The 15,685-nt window shown below is 46.7% G+C and carries 12 protein-coding genes; 4 read left to right on the plus strand and 8 right to left on the minus strand.

Translation table 11 applies throughout. The annotated features are described in order from the left end of the window. Window positions 1-37 precede the first annotated feature (37 nt). From cysQ to AB6D80_RS12015, 4 genes are all read right to left on the minus strand, one after another. Entirely contained in the window at window positions 38-865 is an 828-nt protein-coding gene (cysQ, locus tag AB6D80_RS12000) for a 3'(2'),5'-bisphosphate nucleotidase CysQ (protein WP_009848015.1), read from the minus strand. 36 nt (window positions 866-901) lie between these two features. Then, window positions 902-1,453 carry an ADP compounds hydrolase NudE gene (nudE, locus tag AB6D80_RS12005; protein ID WP_009848014.1) on the minus strand — a complete coding sequence of 184 codons (552 nt, stop codon included), beginning with the start codon at window positions 1,451-1,453 and terminating at the stop codon, window positions 902-904. A 297-nt stretch (window positions 1,454-1,750) separates the two neighbouring features. Further along, on the minus strand, window positions 1,751-2,335 hold the full coding sequence (gene nfuA, locus AB6D80_RS12010; protein ID WP_004735612.1) for a Fe-S biogenesis protein NfuA: 585 nt from the start codon (window positions 2,333-2,335) through the stop codon (window positions 1,751-1,753). A 109-nt stretch (window positions 2,336-2,444) separates the two neighbouring features. Beyond that, complete coding sequence (locus tag AB6D80_RS12015) at window positions 2,445-3,158, minus strand: ComF family protein (RefSeq protein WP_371701507.1); 714 nt, start codon at window positions 3,156-3,158, stop codon at window positions 2,445-2,447. A 93-nt stretch (window positions 3,159-3,251) separates the two neighbouring features. On the opposite strand from AB6D80_RS12015, the gene bioH reads away from it, so the two are divergent. After that, window positions 3,252-4,028, plus strand: a complete 777-nt coding sequence (gene bioH / locus AB6D80_RS12020) for a pimeloyl-ACP methyl ester esterase BioH (RefSeq protein WP_371701509.1) — start codon at window positions 3,252-3,254, stop codon at window positions 4,026-4,028. Window positions 4,029-4,382: 354 nt separating this feature from the next. Then, window positions 4,383-4,856 (plus strand): ATP-dependent Lon protease, encoded by a 474-nt coding sequence (locus AB6D80_RS12025; protein WP_371701511.1) that lies wholly within the window; start codon window positions 4,383-4,385, stop codon window positions 4,854-4,856. Window positions 4,857-5,124: 268 nt separating this feature from the next. On the opposite strand, the gene AB6D80_RS12030 is transcribed toward AB6D80_RS12025, so the two are convergent. Together AB6D80_RS12030 and greB are read right to left on the minus strand one after the other, a co-directional pair. After that, window positions 5,125-7,455, minus strand: coding sequence for a Tex family protein (locus AB6D80_RS12030; protein ID WP_012603018.1), 2,331 nt, complete (start codon window positions 7,453-7,455; stop codon window positions 5,125-5,127). A gap of 664 nt (window positions 7,456-8,119) precedes the next feature. After that, the gene (gene greB, locus AB6D80_RS12035; RefSeq protein ID WP_012603019.1) at window positions 8,120-8,602 is read right to left on the minus strand and encodes a transcription elongation factor GreB; all 483 of its coding nucleotides are present in this window, start codon (window positions 8,600-8,602) and stop codon (window positions 8,120-8,122) included. A gap of 178 nt (window positions 8,603-8,780) precedes the next feature. On the opposite strand from greB, the gene ompR reads away from it, so the two are divergent. Both ompR and envZ read left to right on the plus strand, forming a co-directional pair. Continuing rightward, a complete protein-coding gene (ompR, locus tag AB6D80_RS12040) occupies window positions 8,781-9,500 on the plus strand; it encodes a two-component system response regulator OmpR (protein WP_009848007.1) in 720 nt (239 codons plus the stop codon). A gap of 308 nt (window positions 9,501-9,808) precedes the next feature. Next, window positions 9,809-11,104, plus strand: coding sequence for a two-component system sensor histidine kinase EnvZ (gene envZ / locus AB6D80_RS12045; RefSeq protein ID WP_012603020.1), 1,296 nt, complete (start codon window positions 9,809-9,811; stop codon window positions 11,102-11,104). A gap of 67 nt (window positions 11,105-11,171) precedes the next feature. Here the strand turns inward: envZ and recG are convergent, their stop codons facing one another. Next, window positions 11,172-13,250, minus strand: coding sequence for an ATP-dependent DNA helicase RecG (gene recG, locus AB6D80_RS12050; RefSeq protein ID WP_269336522.1), 2,079 nt, complete (start codon window positions 13,248-13,250; stop codon window positions 11,172-11,174). Window positions 13,251-13,526: 276 nt separating this feature from the next. Beyond that, window positions 13,527-15,653, minus strand: a complete 2,127-nt coding sequence (gene spoT / locus AB6D80_RS12055; RefSeq protein ID WP_012603022.1) for a bifunctional GTP diphosphokinase/guanosine-3',5'-bis pyrophosphate 3'-pyrophosphohydrolase — start codon at window positions 15,651-15,653, stop codon at window positions 13,527-13,529. Window positions 15,654-15,685: the final 32 nt, after the last annotated feature.

A 15,685-nucleotide genomic window follows, 5' to 3' on the forward strand; every position in this document is an offset into this window, starting at 1 on the left:
CTGCTTAACTGCTTAACCGCGACCAAAGCCGTCGAGTTTAGTCTTTGCCTTGTAAGATTTCTGCCCACGGTAAGTCAGCATCACCAAGCACAATGAAGTTCGGGTTCTCAAGCGTCTCTCTTTCATTGTACGAAAGCGGCTCTAACTGGGTGCTTAAGATTCGTCCGCCAGCTTCTTCAACAATGCACTGGGTTGCTGCGGTATCCCACTCTCCGGTTGGTCCAATACGTAGATAACAATCGACAGCTCCTTCTGCGACTAAACATGCCTTAAGCGCAGCAGAGCCAAGAGGAACTAAGTCGTAGTTCCAAGCAGAGCTCATACGGTTAGTGATTCGATTGATGTCTTGGCGACGGCTGATTGCCATCGCGATCGATTGGTTTGGTAGCTCGTGACGATGCGTTTTGATTTTAACGCTGTCATTAAGGTCTGGAATTTTCCAAGCGCCTTTACCACTGTAAGCGTAATAGCTCACACCTGAAACCGGTGCGTACACGACGCCCATTACCGGCTTGTTGTGTTCGATTAGGGCAATGATTGTCGCGAAATCGCCACTTCGTGCGATGAACTCCTGTGTACCGTCCAGCGGGTCAACCAACCAGTAGCGATCCCATTGAGAACGTTGCTCTAGGCTGATATCAGCGGCTTCTTCCGATAACACCGGAATATCAGGTGTCAGTTCGCTAAGTTTTTTCGAGATCAGTTTATGAGCGGCGAGATCAGCACTAGTGACGGGCGTATCATCACTCTTGGTAAACTCTTCGTAATCTTTTTTCTCGTAGATCTCTAAGATCAGTTGCCCAGCAGAGCGAGCAATCTCAATGACAGAGGGCAGCAGGTGAGACAAATCTTTTGTTATTGGCATAAATATTCTCTTACTCTTCGAGTGATTCTGACTGTTTTAATTATTGTTTAATACGCGAAGGGCTAATAGTAGGGCGGTAATACTGCGAGCCTCACAGAAGTCGAGATGCGTTAACAGTTCTTCGGCTTGAGCAAGTGGCCAGCGCACAATGTCTAGTGGCTCTGGTTCATCACCTTCTAGTTTCTCTGGGTAGAGCTCTTCTGCGATAAACAGCGTCATTTTGCTAGAGAAATAAGAGGGTGCAAGGATCACTTCTTTTAGAGGAGTAAGCTTGTTGGCACCAAAGCCAATCTCTTCTTTTAGTTCACGAACGGCGGCTTCATTTGGTTGTTCGCCTGGATCAATTAGACCTTTTGGGAAGCCGAGTTCATAGCGCTCTGTACCCGCAGCGTATTCACGTACTAACAGAATATCGCCTTGTTCCGTAATCGGAACCATCATGACTGCGTTTCGGCCGCTGGGCTTCATACGTTCGTAAGTGCGCTCTTCACCGTTTGAAAAGCGTAAATCGAGAGACTCGATAGAGAACAGTTTTGATTGAGCGACAGTTTGCTGAGCCAAAATTTCTGGTTTGGTCCTTTTTGTCATTGCGCTCACTCCTTAACTCATTGGAATTCTTTCTTATAAAGTCATTCTAATATAGGGGAAATGACGGTGAGTTCCTAGATCCTAGCTTTCATATCCTAGAATTATTGGAGCAGGAACCGATTGCGATCACTTGAATACCTTACTGCAAATGGTAACGCCTCACTATTGTTGGCATTGAACGGGAAATATACGGTTCAGGAGTGCTTCTGCTGTTTTAAACACAAAAAAGGTTGATGCTTGCGCATCAACCTTTTGATTGAATCTTTAACTATCTACTGGCTAAGACTGTATGAGTGCTTAGTAGTAAGAGTGCTCACCGCGATCGTGTTCAGTTGCATCACGAACGGCTGTCAATTCACCTTCGAATTGTTGAAGAAGTTCTTTCTCGATGCCTTCTTTTAGCGTTACATCAACCATTGAGCAACCGTTACAACCACCGCCGAATGCAACGATAGCAGCACCTTCTTCAGTGATCTCTACTAGGCTAACGTGACCGCCGTGGCCAGCAAGCTGTGGGTTCACTTGGGTTTGGATTGCATACTCAACACGCTCTATCAGAGTTGCGTCGTCTGATACTTTACGCATTTTAGCGTTTGGTGCTTTAAGCGTTAGTTGAGATCCCATTTTGTCAGTCACGAAGTCAATCTCAGCTTCGTCTAGGAATGGTAGGCTTAACTCATCGACGTATGCCGAGAAAGCGTCGAAAGAAAGCTTAGTGTCAGACGCTTCGATAGCATCTGTTGGGCAGTAAGAAACACCACACTCAGCGTTTTGTGTGCCTGGGTTTACCACGAACACACGAATGTTTGTACCTTCAGGCTGCTGTGACAGCAGATTGGCAAAGTGAGTTTGAGCTGTTTCTGTAATAGTAATATTTGACACGACGAATACCTGAGTAGATTTGTAGGTTATTAGCGCCATTCTACTCCTGTCAGACTTGTAATTCAGCCCTTTTTTGTTGGATTGCTGTACAAGTAGCGATTCACAGCTTCTATCCAGAGGGCTCAGGAGTGCGGCAGATGCAGTAAATATCAATCCTTTTCACACCTACTTCAAGTAGTAATTGGCATAATTGATACACAGTACTGCCGGTGGTTACAACATCATCAATTATCGCGACGTGAGAGGGGATATTTCCATGAAAGTCTTGTTTTCTAAGCGTAAAAGCATTCTTTAGATTGTGTAATCGCGCGGATTTAGTTAGCCCTTGCTGAGAAGCTGTTGAGCGAATTCGACGGAACAGCACCTCATCTTTAACGCCAAGTTCTTGAGCTGTGTAATTAGCGAGCAGCTGACTTTGATTAAAGCCACGATGAATATATCGACGCCAATGCAGAGGGACACTGGTGATCATCGAAGCAGGATGTTCGATACGTGAAGCTAATAGCTTTGACAGATCGCGTGCAAACCAAAACTTATCGGCGTACTTCATTTGCTGAATGTAACGTGCTGTTGGAAAGGTGTAGTCCCCAACACAATAGAGACGATGCCAAGGTGGAGGCTGTGATAAACATTGCCCGCACTGCTCTACTGTGAGCAGCGTTTTTAAACCACATCGTTGGCAGCGAGGAACTGGATCAAAGAGTTTGAGACAAGAATTACACCATCTCGGGTGAGTATCGCTGTGCGACTTATCTAGCTTACACAGGTCGCATTGAGGTGTGACCAGACGTGGTGTGTGTTTTTGTAGCCAATCGGATAACATAGCTCGTGATGCTTTTGGGTTATGGTGTTCCTTTTACTCACAATACTGAAAAGCGCGGATTATCGCTGATGGAAAAAGTAGGGAATATCGAGAATGAGTGACACGTTATATTGGCATGTTTCTGGGCAAGGGCCTGATTTAGTGTTGGTTCATGGCTGGGGAATGAACGGTGCGGTATGGCAACAAACCGTTGATGCGTTAGAAGCTGATTTTCGAGTGCATGTTGTTGACCTTCCTGGGTATGGACACAGCGCGCATTGCCACGCTCAAGATCTTGAAGAGATAGCTCAGCAATTGTTGGCCGAAGCTCCAAAGCAGGCTATTTGGGTCGGTTGGTCACTGGGTGGCTTGGTCGCAACACACATGGCTTTGTATCACTCAGATTACGTAAGCAAATTGGTAACTGTTGCCAGCTCTCCTAAATTCGCCGCTGCAAAAGAACCCGTGTTATGGCGAGGCATTCAGCCAAACGTATTAAGCGCATTTACCGAACAGCTGGTTGAAGATTTCCAAACTACTATCGAACGCTTTATGGCACTGCAAGCCATGGGCAGCCCTTCTGCAAGGCAAGATGTAAAACAACTCAAGCAAGCGGTACTGTCTCGTCCGCTTCCGAATCCTAATTCTTTATTGGCCGGCTTAAAGATGCTGTCGGATGTTGACTTGCGAGAACAACTGCCGGAGATTTCAGTGCCTATGCTGCGTTTATACGGGCGACTGGATGGATTAGTGCCAATCAAGGTAGCAAAAGATCTGGGTAGAGCGCTGCCTCATACCGAGCAATATATATTCACGCAGTCTTCACATGCGCCGTTTATGACAGAAGCCGATGCCTTTTGCAGTGAACTAGTTAGCTTCGCGCAAAAATAATCACTAAATTTATTGCTGGATTGGTCGATATATAACCTAATACCAATCACAGTAAGTAAGTGTTCAAAAATAGCGTAGGAAAAAGGCTTGAGAACAAGGCTGCTTTTTTTTTGACAAGTAGTTTTGATAAGTAGTTATTCTACAATCAAAATTTCTAACTCCGTTATCAAGCATTTTAACAAGCTAGGATGAGCAGTTATTTACTACGATTGGTATAACACCAAGGCATTGCATGATACTCAGACCTAACTCTCTCATGAGTTGATTGCGGTAAGTTGGGCTATGCCTGTTGTGCTGAGTCAGTACGACAGCGTTATGGCAACAGTGATGGGCGATTCTTGAGGAGAGTTCGCGATGATTGTGTCACCTGCAACTGCAGTAAGTGTGCCACTAATCGCCCCGTCCGTTAATGTGCAAACAGAGCAAGTTGCGCGTGATAATAGAGTCCGAGAACCTGTTGCTCCCGCAGTAGCATTGGCGAGAACCAATGCAGAGCGTAAGGTAAAACCGGACGATAAACGAAGGCAGCAGTCGGCTTGGGATCCTTCAGACCATCCAGGTTATGAAATGGAGAACGAGTCAGAGGCCAATTCGGTTAGCCATGAAAAGCCACAAGATCCTTTTGACAGGCTGTTCAGCTTATTGGCTCTGAGAACATACAGTGCTGATCAAGGAAAGGGCTATACCATGCGTTTCCGCCTGCCAAAGCATATTTTAGATGCGGCGATTCAGGAGGGACAGATGGAGAAACGACGTAAGGTCATAAAATATCATTATGGTCATGCTGTTGCGCCTCATGCTCCGTCAGAGATGTTAGTCGTATTATAGTTATACTCTTCATACTTGAAGCTGCAGCGTTGTTAACTGCGTAAGTTCACCCTAATCACATAGAACCTCTATGCTCATAGGGATGAACTTCATTCCTTTGTAGGGAAAAGGTTGCCTAGCTGCAACTCCAATTATTTTGAGTATAAGCACGAAGAATACAGCTAAGCTTCGATGTCTTTTTTGAACACATAATAAAAAAACCTGCATACCCCTAAGGGATGCAGGTTTTCTGTTTTAAGCATATCTGTTTTGCAGACGAGTTAACGGATTACTTTTTCGCTTTTGCAAAAGCAGCAGCGAATGCACCACCCATCGCCGCGTTTTGTTGTGGTTCCTCACGACGGCGTTGTCCACCTTGTGAGTTTTGGTTCGGGCGGTTTTGTGTGCGAGGTGCACTTGAACGTTGTGCGCGGTTATCTTGTCCAGGCTCATCTTTCATGCGCATGCTTAGTGCAATACGTTTACGCTGAACATCCACTTCCATGACCTTCACTTTCACGATATCACCCGCTTTCACCACTTCTCGTGGGTCAGAGACAAAGCGATCGGTCAGTGCTGAAATGTGTACCAAGCCGTCTTGGTGAACACCAATATCTACGAACGCACCGAAGTTAGCCACGTTTGAAACCACGCCTTCTAAGATCATACCGGGTTCTAAGTCAGACATGCTATTTACGCCATCGGCGAACGTTGCCGTCTTGAACTCAGGACGAGGATCTCGCCCCGGTTTATCCAGCTCTTTGATGATGTCGGTTACTGTCGGTACACCAAAATTCTCATTAGTGTAATCAACCGCATGTAAGCCACGTAAGAAGTCTGTGTTACCTACCAGAGATTTGATGTCTTTGTGGTTTTTCTCGGCGATGGTTTTCACCAATGGGTAAGCTTCTGGGTGAACCGATGATGCGTCTAGCGGGTTCTTACCATCCATGATACGTAGGAAGCCAGCACATTGTTCAAAGGCTTTTGGCCCTAAACGAGCGACTTTTTTCAAGGTAGTACGCGCTTCGAAACGACCATTCTCATCACGGAAGTCGACGATGTTTTGAGCGATGGTGCTAGAAAGACCAGCGACACGAGTCAGAAGCGCGGCAGAAGCGGTATTCACATCAACACCAACGGCGTTTACACAGTCTTCGACAATCGCATCTAGGCGCTTAGCAAGCATGGTTTGGCTCACATCGTGTTGGTATTGGCCCACACCGATCGATTTAGGGTCAATCTTCACAAGCTCTGCTAGTGGGTCTTGTAGACGACGCGCAATAGACACCGCACCACGAATCGAGACATCCATGTTCGGGAATTCTTTTGCCGCTAGCTCAGAAGCAGAGTAAACCGATGCGCCGGCTTCGCTGACAATGATTTTCTGTGCTGTTAGGTTGCCACGCTTAATCACATCAGCAACAAAGCTGTCTGTTTCGCGTGAAGCGGTACCATTACCAATCGCAATCAAATCAACATTGAACTGGCGAACCATCTGCTCAACCACGTGTGCAGATTTGTCGTATTGCTTCTGTGGTGGGTGAGGGTAAATGGTTTCTGTTGCTAGAACCTTACCGGTTGAATCCACCACGGCGATTTTCGAACCAGTACGTAAACCCGGATCTAAGCCCAAAGTTGCTCGAGGGCCAGCAGGCGCCGCCATCAACAAGTCTTTAAGGTTGGTTGCGAACACTTCAATCGCTTCGATTTCACCGCGTTCTTTCATCGCGCCCATCAGCTCAGTTTCCATGTGCATAGAAACCTTGATACGCCATGCCCAGCTAATCACTTGTTTACGCCATGCATCCGCAGGAGCGCTGCTTAGGGTAATACCGTAGTGATCAGAGATGATGCTTTCGCAGTATGAACCGCGTACACCTTCTTCTTGTTCAGGGTCTGCATTCATTGCCAGCGTTAGGAAGCCTTCATTTCGGCCTCGCAACATAGCAAGCGCACGGTGAGAAGGCACTTTGTTGAGTGTTTCGTTGTGTTCGAAATAGTCTTTGAATTTCTCGCCTGCTTGCTCTTTCCCTGCCACGACACGTGAAACGAGTTCTGAGTTACGCGTTAGATGTTGGCGAATTTTTTCAAGTAGGTTTGCGTCTTCTGCAATACGCTCCATCACGATTGCACGTGCCCCATCGAGTGCGGCTTTAGTATCAGCAATGCCTTTATCGCTGCTGATGAAGTTAGCGGCTTCGGTTTCAGGATCGTGCTGTGGTTCATTCCAAAGTGTATCGGCAAGTGGCTCTAAGCCTGCTTCGATTGCGATTTGACCTTTGGTACGACGCTTTGGTTTGTATGGCAGGTATAAATCTTCAAGGCGCGTCTTGCTGTCGGCTTGAGTGATATCACGCTCCAGTTCTGGCGTGAGTTTGCCTTGGTCTTGAATCGATTTCAGGATCGTTTGGCGACGATCGTCTAGTTCGCGAAGGTATGAAAGGCGACTGTCAAGGTTACGTAGTTGGGTATCGTCTAAGCCACCCGTGACTTCTTTACGGTAGCGGGCAATAAAGGGAACGGTATTACCGTCGTCAATTAGGTTTACTGCGGCGGTGACTTGCTCTGAACGAACATTCAGTTCTTCAGCAATCAGTCGACAGATAGCTTGGCTCATCCGATGAATCTCTTATTTAATATCATGACAAATACATGGGGGTGAGCGTACGCTTTTTCTAGCTTTGACTGTGTAATTATCCTGTCAGAAGTCCAATTTCCGTTTCTGATACCCAGTTTGTGCGAGATCTCTCACACGTGGTGTGCGACTAAGTCACTTTAAATCGATGAAATCGTCTTAAAATAAACCTAAGTTACTGATTTTATTTGTTTGTGTGTTTGTGGGCGTATTTCTCACCTGAAATGTTTTTTGGGACTGTCTAGGAAACTCGCCCAAATACCGTAATATTTAACTTGTCGACAGGGAGTTGGCAGGAACAGGAAAAAGCCTAACGGACTAGGTATCTTCAGGATGAAGATTTGATTACTTAGGATGAGTGGTCAGCAAGGAAGTGATAATCTCTGGATGAGATTCGCCAGTCAGGATGACAGGCTAGAATGGACACCGCTAGGATGGCGATGAACAAAAAGGAAATTGGTTAAAGGATTTAGCCACTATCAAGGAAAGATGCAGGGAGCACCTTATCTCGAAGAGATAAACAGTAGCCGGATTGCTGCGATAGAGACTTAACCCCGTCAGGCGAAAGCCTAGCGGGGTTTTCTTTTATCTGGCGTTTGGGTTTGCTTGAACACTCAGCTCATCGCTAAGTGTTTATTAGGTTTGATTATTCGTCGTCTGCGTAGCGAATCGAGTTAATGAACCACTCTTTGTCGCCTTCCGGTGTGGTTACCGTAAACTCGTCATCCACTTCTTTCTTGAGCAGAGCTCTAGCCATTGGTGAGTCGATAGAGATATAGCCTTTGGCATCGCCGTAGATCTCTTCTGGGCCGACAATTCGAAACTTCTTAATTTCCCCATCATCATTCTCAATTTCGACCCAAGCACCGAAAAATACCTTACCTTCTTGTTGTGGCGAGTAATCCACGATAGTGACATCTGGTAGGAATTTGCGTAGGAAACGCACTCGGCGATCAATCTGACGAAGCAAACGCTTATTGAAGGTGTAATCTGCGTTTTCTGAACGATCTCCAAGGCTTGCAGCCCAAGTGACTATCTTAGTGATTTCAGGACGCTTCTCGTGCCATAAGTGGTCATGTTCTGCTTTGAGCTTGTTATAACCTTCGCGGGTGATAAGTTTGGTTTTCATAAATCTGACTTAATGAAATGATGATCTAAGATAGAATATATAGAAAGGCAACATACGTTAACAATTATTTAGGCGACTTTTCCCTCAATAATGTTACATTTTTAATGTCTTATACCAATATACAATGTACCAAGAATGCTTAACCTTAGGTTTAAGCTTTAATAGGTGGAACCATTACATGCAAGAAAACTACAAAATTTTAGTGGTCGATGACGATGCTCGTTTACGTGCACTGCTAGAACGCTATCTGTCAGAGCAAGGCTTTCAAGTGCGTAGCGTGGCAAACAGTGAGCAGATGGACCGCCTGTTAACCCGTGAAAACTTTCACTTGATGGTATTGGATTTAATGTTGCCGGGCGAAGACGGTCTTTCGATCTGTCGTCGTCTACGAAACGCAAACAACTCGCTACCAATCCTGATGCTTACAGCAAAGGGTGACGAAGTGGATCGCATTGTGGGTTTGGAAGTGGGTGCTGATGATTACCTGCCAAAACCATTTAATCCACGTGAACTGCTTGCTCGTATCAAAGCGGTAATGCGTCGCCAAGTGATTGAAGCACCGGGCGCGCCAAGCACAGAAGAGTCTGTGGTTGAGTTTGGTGAGTTTCGTCTAAACCTAGGTACACGTGAAATGTTCCGCGGTGAAGAGCCTATGCCTCTTACCTCAGGTGAATTTGCGGTTCTGAAGTCACTGGTCACTAACGCTCGTGAGCCAATGTCTCGCGATAAGCTGATGAACATGGCTCGTGGCCGTGAGTATTCAGCGATGGAACGTTCTATCGATGTCCAGATTTCGCGTTTGCGTCGTCTAGTAGAAGAAGATCCAAGTAAACCTCGTTATATCCAAACGGTGTGGGGCTTGGGTTATGTATTCGTTCCAGATGGCAAAGCTGTGTAATCTAGCTTTGCTCGTTCTGTGATTCAGAATTCTTTATTTACGGGTCATCTCATTAATATGCGATGGCCCGTTTTGTATTCAGCACAATGAGAGATACCAATCGTAGTAAATAACTGCTCATCCTAGCTTGTTAAAACGCTCGATAACTTCGTTAGAAATTTTGATTGTAAAATAACTACTTATCAAAAATTGCAGCCTTGTTCTCAAGCCTTTTTCCGGCGCTATTTATGATCATTTACTTACTGTGATTGGTATTACAGCTATAGTTCCCACTATATCCCTTTATCATCCCTCACTTTAGGTCTTCTATGCGCATACGTAGCTCCTTTACTCAGTCGATAGTGCTCTTCTTAACCCTATTGGTTGCTAGCCAAATCTTTTCTTATTACGCGGTGTTCAATTATGCATTGATGCCGAGTTTGCAGCAGTTTAATAAGATTTTGGCTCACGAACTAAACCTAGTATTGGACCAAGGCAGTGATATCGAGATTGATGCACCACTGCGTCAGCGTGTACTTGAGCAGCTCGGGGTTACGGTTCATGCCAAGGACAGTGAAGCGTCGGGCGAGTACTACCATGCGGTCGCGATAGACCTGATGAGTGAGGAGATGACCAAAGAGCTCGGTTCTGAAACCGAAGTGCGATTGGTTTTGGGCAAAGAAAGTTACGTGTTGTGGATGGACATTGCGCAGTTGCCTAACTCCTTGATTCGTATTCCCCTGTCTGAGCTGCAAGAAGAAGACTTTGCGCCTCTATTTCGTAACAGTCTGATCATGGCGTTGTTGATTGTTGCTGGTGGGTGGCTGTTTATCCGCTTGCAAAATCGGCCGTTGATAGCCCTAGAGAAAGCCGCGCAAGGTGTTGGGCGTGGTGATATTCCACCGCCACTTCCAGTGCAAGGTGCACAAGAGATTCGCTCGGTAACTCGAGCCTTTAATCAGATGTCGAAAGGCATTCAAGAACTCGAAGAAGATAGAGCCCTACTAATGGCGGGTATCAGCCATGATCTGCGTACACCACTCACGCGTATTCGCTTGGCGACTGAGATGATGTCGCCAGAAGACAGTTATCTAGCGGAAGGGATCATCAGTGATACTGAAGAGTGCAATGAGATCATCAGTCAGTTTATGGATTACCTAAAGCCTGTTGATCGAGACTCATTCCAGGCGGTATTTGTTGATGATATTGCGCGCGAGGTCTCTAGCTCTGAAGGTGGCTATGAGGTTCAGATTGAAACCGATATTCCAGAAACCATGAAACCTGCGTTGGGTAACCCGATCGCGATGAAGCGTGCAGTGAGTAACTTGGTGGTGAACGCGCTACGCTACGGTAATGGTTGGGTCAAAGTATCGACTGGCATGACGGCAGATAACAAACTGGCTTGGGTAACGGTAGAAGATAACGGTCCGGGTATTCCACAAGACCAGATCGGGAAGTTGTTTGAACCGTTCACGCGTGGTGACACGGCTCGTGGTAGTGAAGGGACAGGTTTAGGTTTAGCGATCGTGAAACGTATTGTTAGTCAGCATCAAGGTGCGGTGGTGGTGAATAATCGCAGTGAAGGCGGTTTGAAAGCGCAGATCAGTTTCCCTGTGAAACCTTAGGCTATACGCACGAAAAAGGCTTCCTTGTAGAAGCCTTTTTACGTTTTAAGCAAGATATGAGGGCGAATTACGCCTTAGAATACACATCGCGTTCACCCAGCCAGCGGTTGATGATCGCCTTGGCGTTGTCTGGGTAGCTATCGTGAATATGACGCGCGATACGCTGCACTTCAGGTATCAAACGTTGGTCACGGACTAAGTCGGCAATCTTAAAATCAGCCAAGCCTGTCTGCTTGGTACCAAGTAACTCACCGGGCCCACGAATCTCTAAGTCGCGCTGAGCTATCACAAAGCCATCGTTACTTTCACGAAGTACCCCTAAGCGTTTCTGAGCGGTTTTAGATAGTGGGGAGTGGTACAACAGTACACAATGGCTTGCGACCGAACCACGGCCAACACGGCCACGCAGTTGGTGCAGTTGCGCTAGACCAAGACGCTCTGGGTTCTCGATGATCATTAAGCTTGAATTCGGTACATCTACACCGACTTCAATCACGGTTGTAGCAACTAACAGGTGCAGTTTGTTCTCTTTGAATTCCTGCATCACCGCTTGTTTCTCTGCGGGTTTCATTCGGCCATGAACCAAACCAATTTTTACGTCGGGCAGTTTGCGTTGCAGCTCTTCTGCCGTATCCGCTGCAGCTTGAGCTTCCAGTACTTCTGATTCATCGATCAACGTACACACCCAGTAAGCTTGTTTGCCTTCATTGAGACACGCATTTTTCACACGTTCAACAATGTCATCGCGCTTGGTATCAGGAATCGCGACGGTTTGAATTGGGGTTCGCCCCGGTGGTAACTCATCAATAATCGAGGTTTCGAGATCGGCATAGGCCGTCATCGCCAGCGTTCGTGGAATTGGTGTTGCCGTCATCACCAGTTGGTGAGGGTAATAACCTTGCTTCGCGCCTTTTTCACGTAGCTCTAGTCGCTGGTGGACGCCAAATCGGTGCTGCTCATCAATGATCACTAAACCAAGGTTGTTGAACTCGACATGCTCTTGAAATAGCGCATGAGTACCGACCACCATTTGCGCTTCGCCGCTGGCAATTCGTGTTAGTTCAGTTTCACGAGCCTTGCCTTTGAGTTTACCTGCTAGCCATCCAACTTGAATACCCATTGCCTCAAACCAGTTAGCAAAGTTAATCGCGTGCTGTTCTGCCAATAGTTCGGTTGGTGCCATCAATGCCACTTGCTGACCATGTTCCAATGCGCGAACAGCCGCGAGTGCAGCGACTAAGGTTTTACCAGAGCCCACATCACCTTGCACTAAACGCATCATAGGGTGCGGCTTTTCCAAGTCAGCTTCGATCTCTTTGGTCACTCGTGCCTGTGCATTAGTTGGCGAGAACGGTAGCTGATCTAACAGCTTATCTTTGAGGGTGTTCACCGGAGGAAAAGGCATTGCCTTGTCTTGCTGCCCTTTGCTACGAACAGACAACATCGACAGGTTTTGAGCCAGCAACTCTTCCATAATCAGACGCAGTTGCGCAGGGTGCTTGCCTTCATCAAACAGCTCTAGGTCAATGCCCGGGGGCGGCCTGTGAATGGTATGCAGTGCTTGTGCGAGGGTAATTTGGTGGTCGTATAGACCAGACGGTAGCAGCTCATTGACGGCTGCTTTATCGATTAACTCTAGAGCTTGGTCTGTGAGGTTACGTAGCGTGACTTGTCTTAGCCCTTCAGTGGTTGGATACACCGGAGTCAGGTTGGCTTCAACGTCTGGTTGTTGCCTAGGAGCAAAGAATTTGTAATCCGGATGGACAATCTCAAGCCCCATATTGCCGCGCTTGATCTCACCATAAGCATGCACTTGTTTGCCTTCGGCAAAGTTATTCTTCATTCCTGCAGTAAAGTTGAAAAAGCGCAGAGTAATCGTGCCGTTACCATCGCTGATCTTTACTGCGAGCATCTTACGTTTACCGAAAATGGTATCAACATGCATCACCTTGCCTTGTACAGCAGCCCACAGCCCGGCATGCAGCTTTACGATGGGATAGATACGAGTTCTATCTTCATAGCGCAGAGGTAGGTGAAATAGCAGGTCTTGTACATTGTTAAGCCCAACCTTTTCCAGTTTCTCTGCGACTTTTGCGCCGACTCCAGATAAAGAGTTGAGAGGGATAGCAGATAAAAGCTGTGACATAACAAGGCTCATAAACGTAAGAGAGATAATCTATTCAAGCATTTTACTGGATTTTTGTACAGGATAAAGCTCAAGAGCAGATTCGTGATGCGGGTAAACGAAATTCGAAGAGATTAAGAGTAAATAGGAGCTTGGATTTATCGGGGGGTGAAAGAATAGGGCAGTACAAAAAATTAAAGCAGACTCGAAATACGAAAGGTTGAGTGGTGAAAAGCTTTTGCTCTTCGTATCTCGAGACTCGTATCTCTCATCTGCTTTATTTGTCTGCTTTTAGATCTAGTTCTTGCGACGTCTTACTTTGAGCGCGTGTGGCATCACACGTAGCTTCTTCATAATACTCGCTAAATGAACACGATCTTTCGTGGTCAACAAGATAGTCACTGTGTACAAGCGTCCGTCACGTTCTTCGGTTGAGATACCGTGAATGTTCGAGCCTGTTTTCGAGATAACGTTAGTTAGCTCAGCCAGCGCACCTTGATGGTTCTGCAATTCGACCTGAAGTTCAGCTGTGAACTCTTGGTTGTAATCGTCAGACCATTCAACCGCCATGTATTTATCCGGTTCTTTCTGGTAACCACGAACGTTTGGACACGTTTCTCGGTGTACCACAAGACCACGACCTGGAGATACATGAGCAATAATGTGATCATCTGGAATCGGGTGACAACAGTTAGCGAACGTCAGTAATAGGCCTTCAGCACCACGGATAGGTAATTTCTTCCTAGGCGTATCGCTGTTGTTTGCCACTTCAGTCAGTTCGTCAGCATCGCCCAATAAACGACGAGCAATAACGATACTCATCAGTTCACCAAGACCAATCGATGCTAGCAAGTCTTCAATGTTATCGAGACGTAGATCAGACAATACATGTTCGATATTCTCTTGACCGACATCGGCAATAGAGTGTTCACCAAGTGCATGGTTCAGTAGGCGACGGCCAAGGGTAATCGACTCTTCACGACGCATCGTTTTCAGGACCTGACGGATCTTCGTACGCGCACGTGAGGTCACTACGTAGTTGAGCCATGCTGCATTCGGACGTGCGCCCGGAGCACTGATGATCTCAATAGTTTGGCCATTCTTCAGCGATTTGCTGAGTGGGTAAGGGTTCATGTCTACACGAGCACCGACACACATGTTGCCGACGTCGGTATGTACCGCGTAAGCAAAATCGACTGCTGTTGCGCCTGCTGGAAGTTCGACAATGCGACCTTTCGGCGTGAATACGAAGATCTCATCTGGGAACAGATCAGATTTAACATTTTCAATGAATTCGAATGAGTTACCTGCGCTTTGTTGCAGCTCAAGTAAGCTCTGCATCCAACGTTGTGCTTTAACCTGTGCGGTTGTTCCGTTGCTACTGCGTGAGCCATTGCCTTTGTAAGACCAGTGCGCCGCGACACCTTTATCTGCCATCTGCTCCATATCTTCAGTACGGATCTGGACCTCAACTGGCACCCCGTGAGGGCCGATCATTGACGTGTGCAGAGATTGGTAGCCGTTGGCTTTCGGTACCGCAATATAGTCTTTCATGCGGCCAGGACGAGGCTTGTACAGGCTGTGGGCCTGACCAAGTACGCGATAGCAAGTATCTGGTGTATCAACCACCACGCGGAAAGCGTAGATGTCCATAATGGTGTGGAAGCGCTGTTCTTTGGTTTTCATCTTGTTATAGATGGAGAACAGGTTCTTTTCACGACCAAGTACGCGAGCAGGCAAACCGACTTCTTCAAGGCGGCCTTCGATTTCGCTATGGATACGTTGAATCATCTCCTTACGGTTACCACGCGCAGCTTTCACTACGTTTTTCAGGACGCGATAACGGTTAGGATAAAGGGCTTCGAAGCCCAGTTCTTCTAGTTCTGTCTTGATGTTATGAATACCAAGACGGTGAGCTAGCGGAGAATAAATCTCTAGGGTTTCACGAGCAATACGACGCTTCTTATCAGGACGAAGTGCCCCAAGCGTACGCATGTTGTGAGTACGGTCAGCTAATTTGATCAAGATAACGCGGATGTCTTGCACCATCGCGAGAACCATCTTACGGAAGTTCTCTGCTTGCGCTTCTTTGCGATCACGAAATTTAAGCTTATCCAGCTTAGATACACCATCAACCAGTTCAGCAACGGTATTGCCGAATTGAGCTTCTAGCTCCTCTTTTGTAACTTCAGTATCTTCAATTACATCGTGGAGTAAGGCTGCTTGCAGAGTTTCGATATCCAGACGCATTTCTGCCAGGATTCTTGAAACAGCTACAGGGTGGATAATGTATGGTTCACCCGTTGAACGGGTTTGCCCTTCATGGGCGTCTCTCGCTACCACATAAGATTGACGCAGAGCCTCAACTTGAGGCTCTGTTAGGTATTCTTGGGCAACGTCTTTGAGGCTATCGAATAGATACAAATTAAAGGCCCGGAAGGTTAATTAGTTCGAAT

The sequence above is a fragment of the Vibrio sp. 10N.247.310.17 genome (assembly GCF_041466605.1).
Classification (GTDB): domain Bacteria; phylum Pseudomonadota; class Gammaproteobacteria; order Enterobacterales; family Vibrionaceae; genus Vibrio; species Vibrio tasmaniensis_A.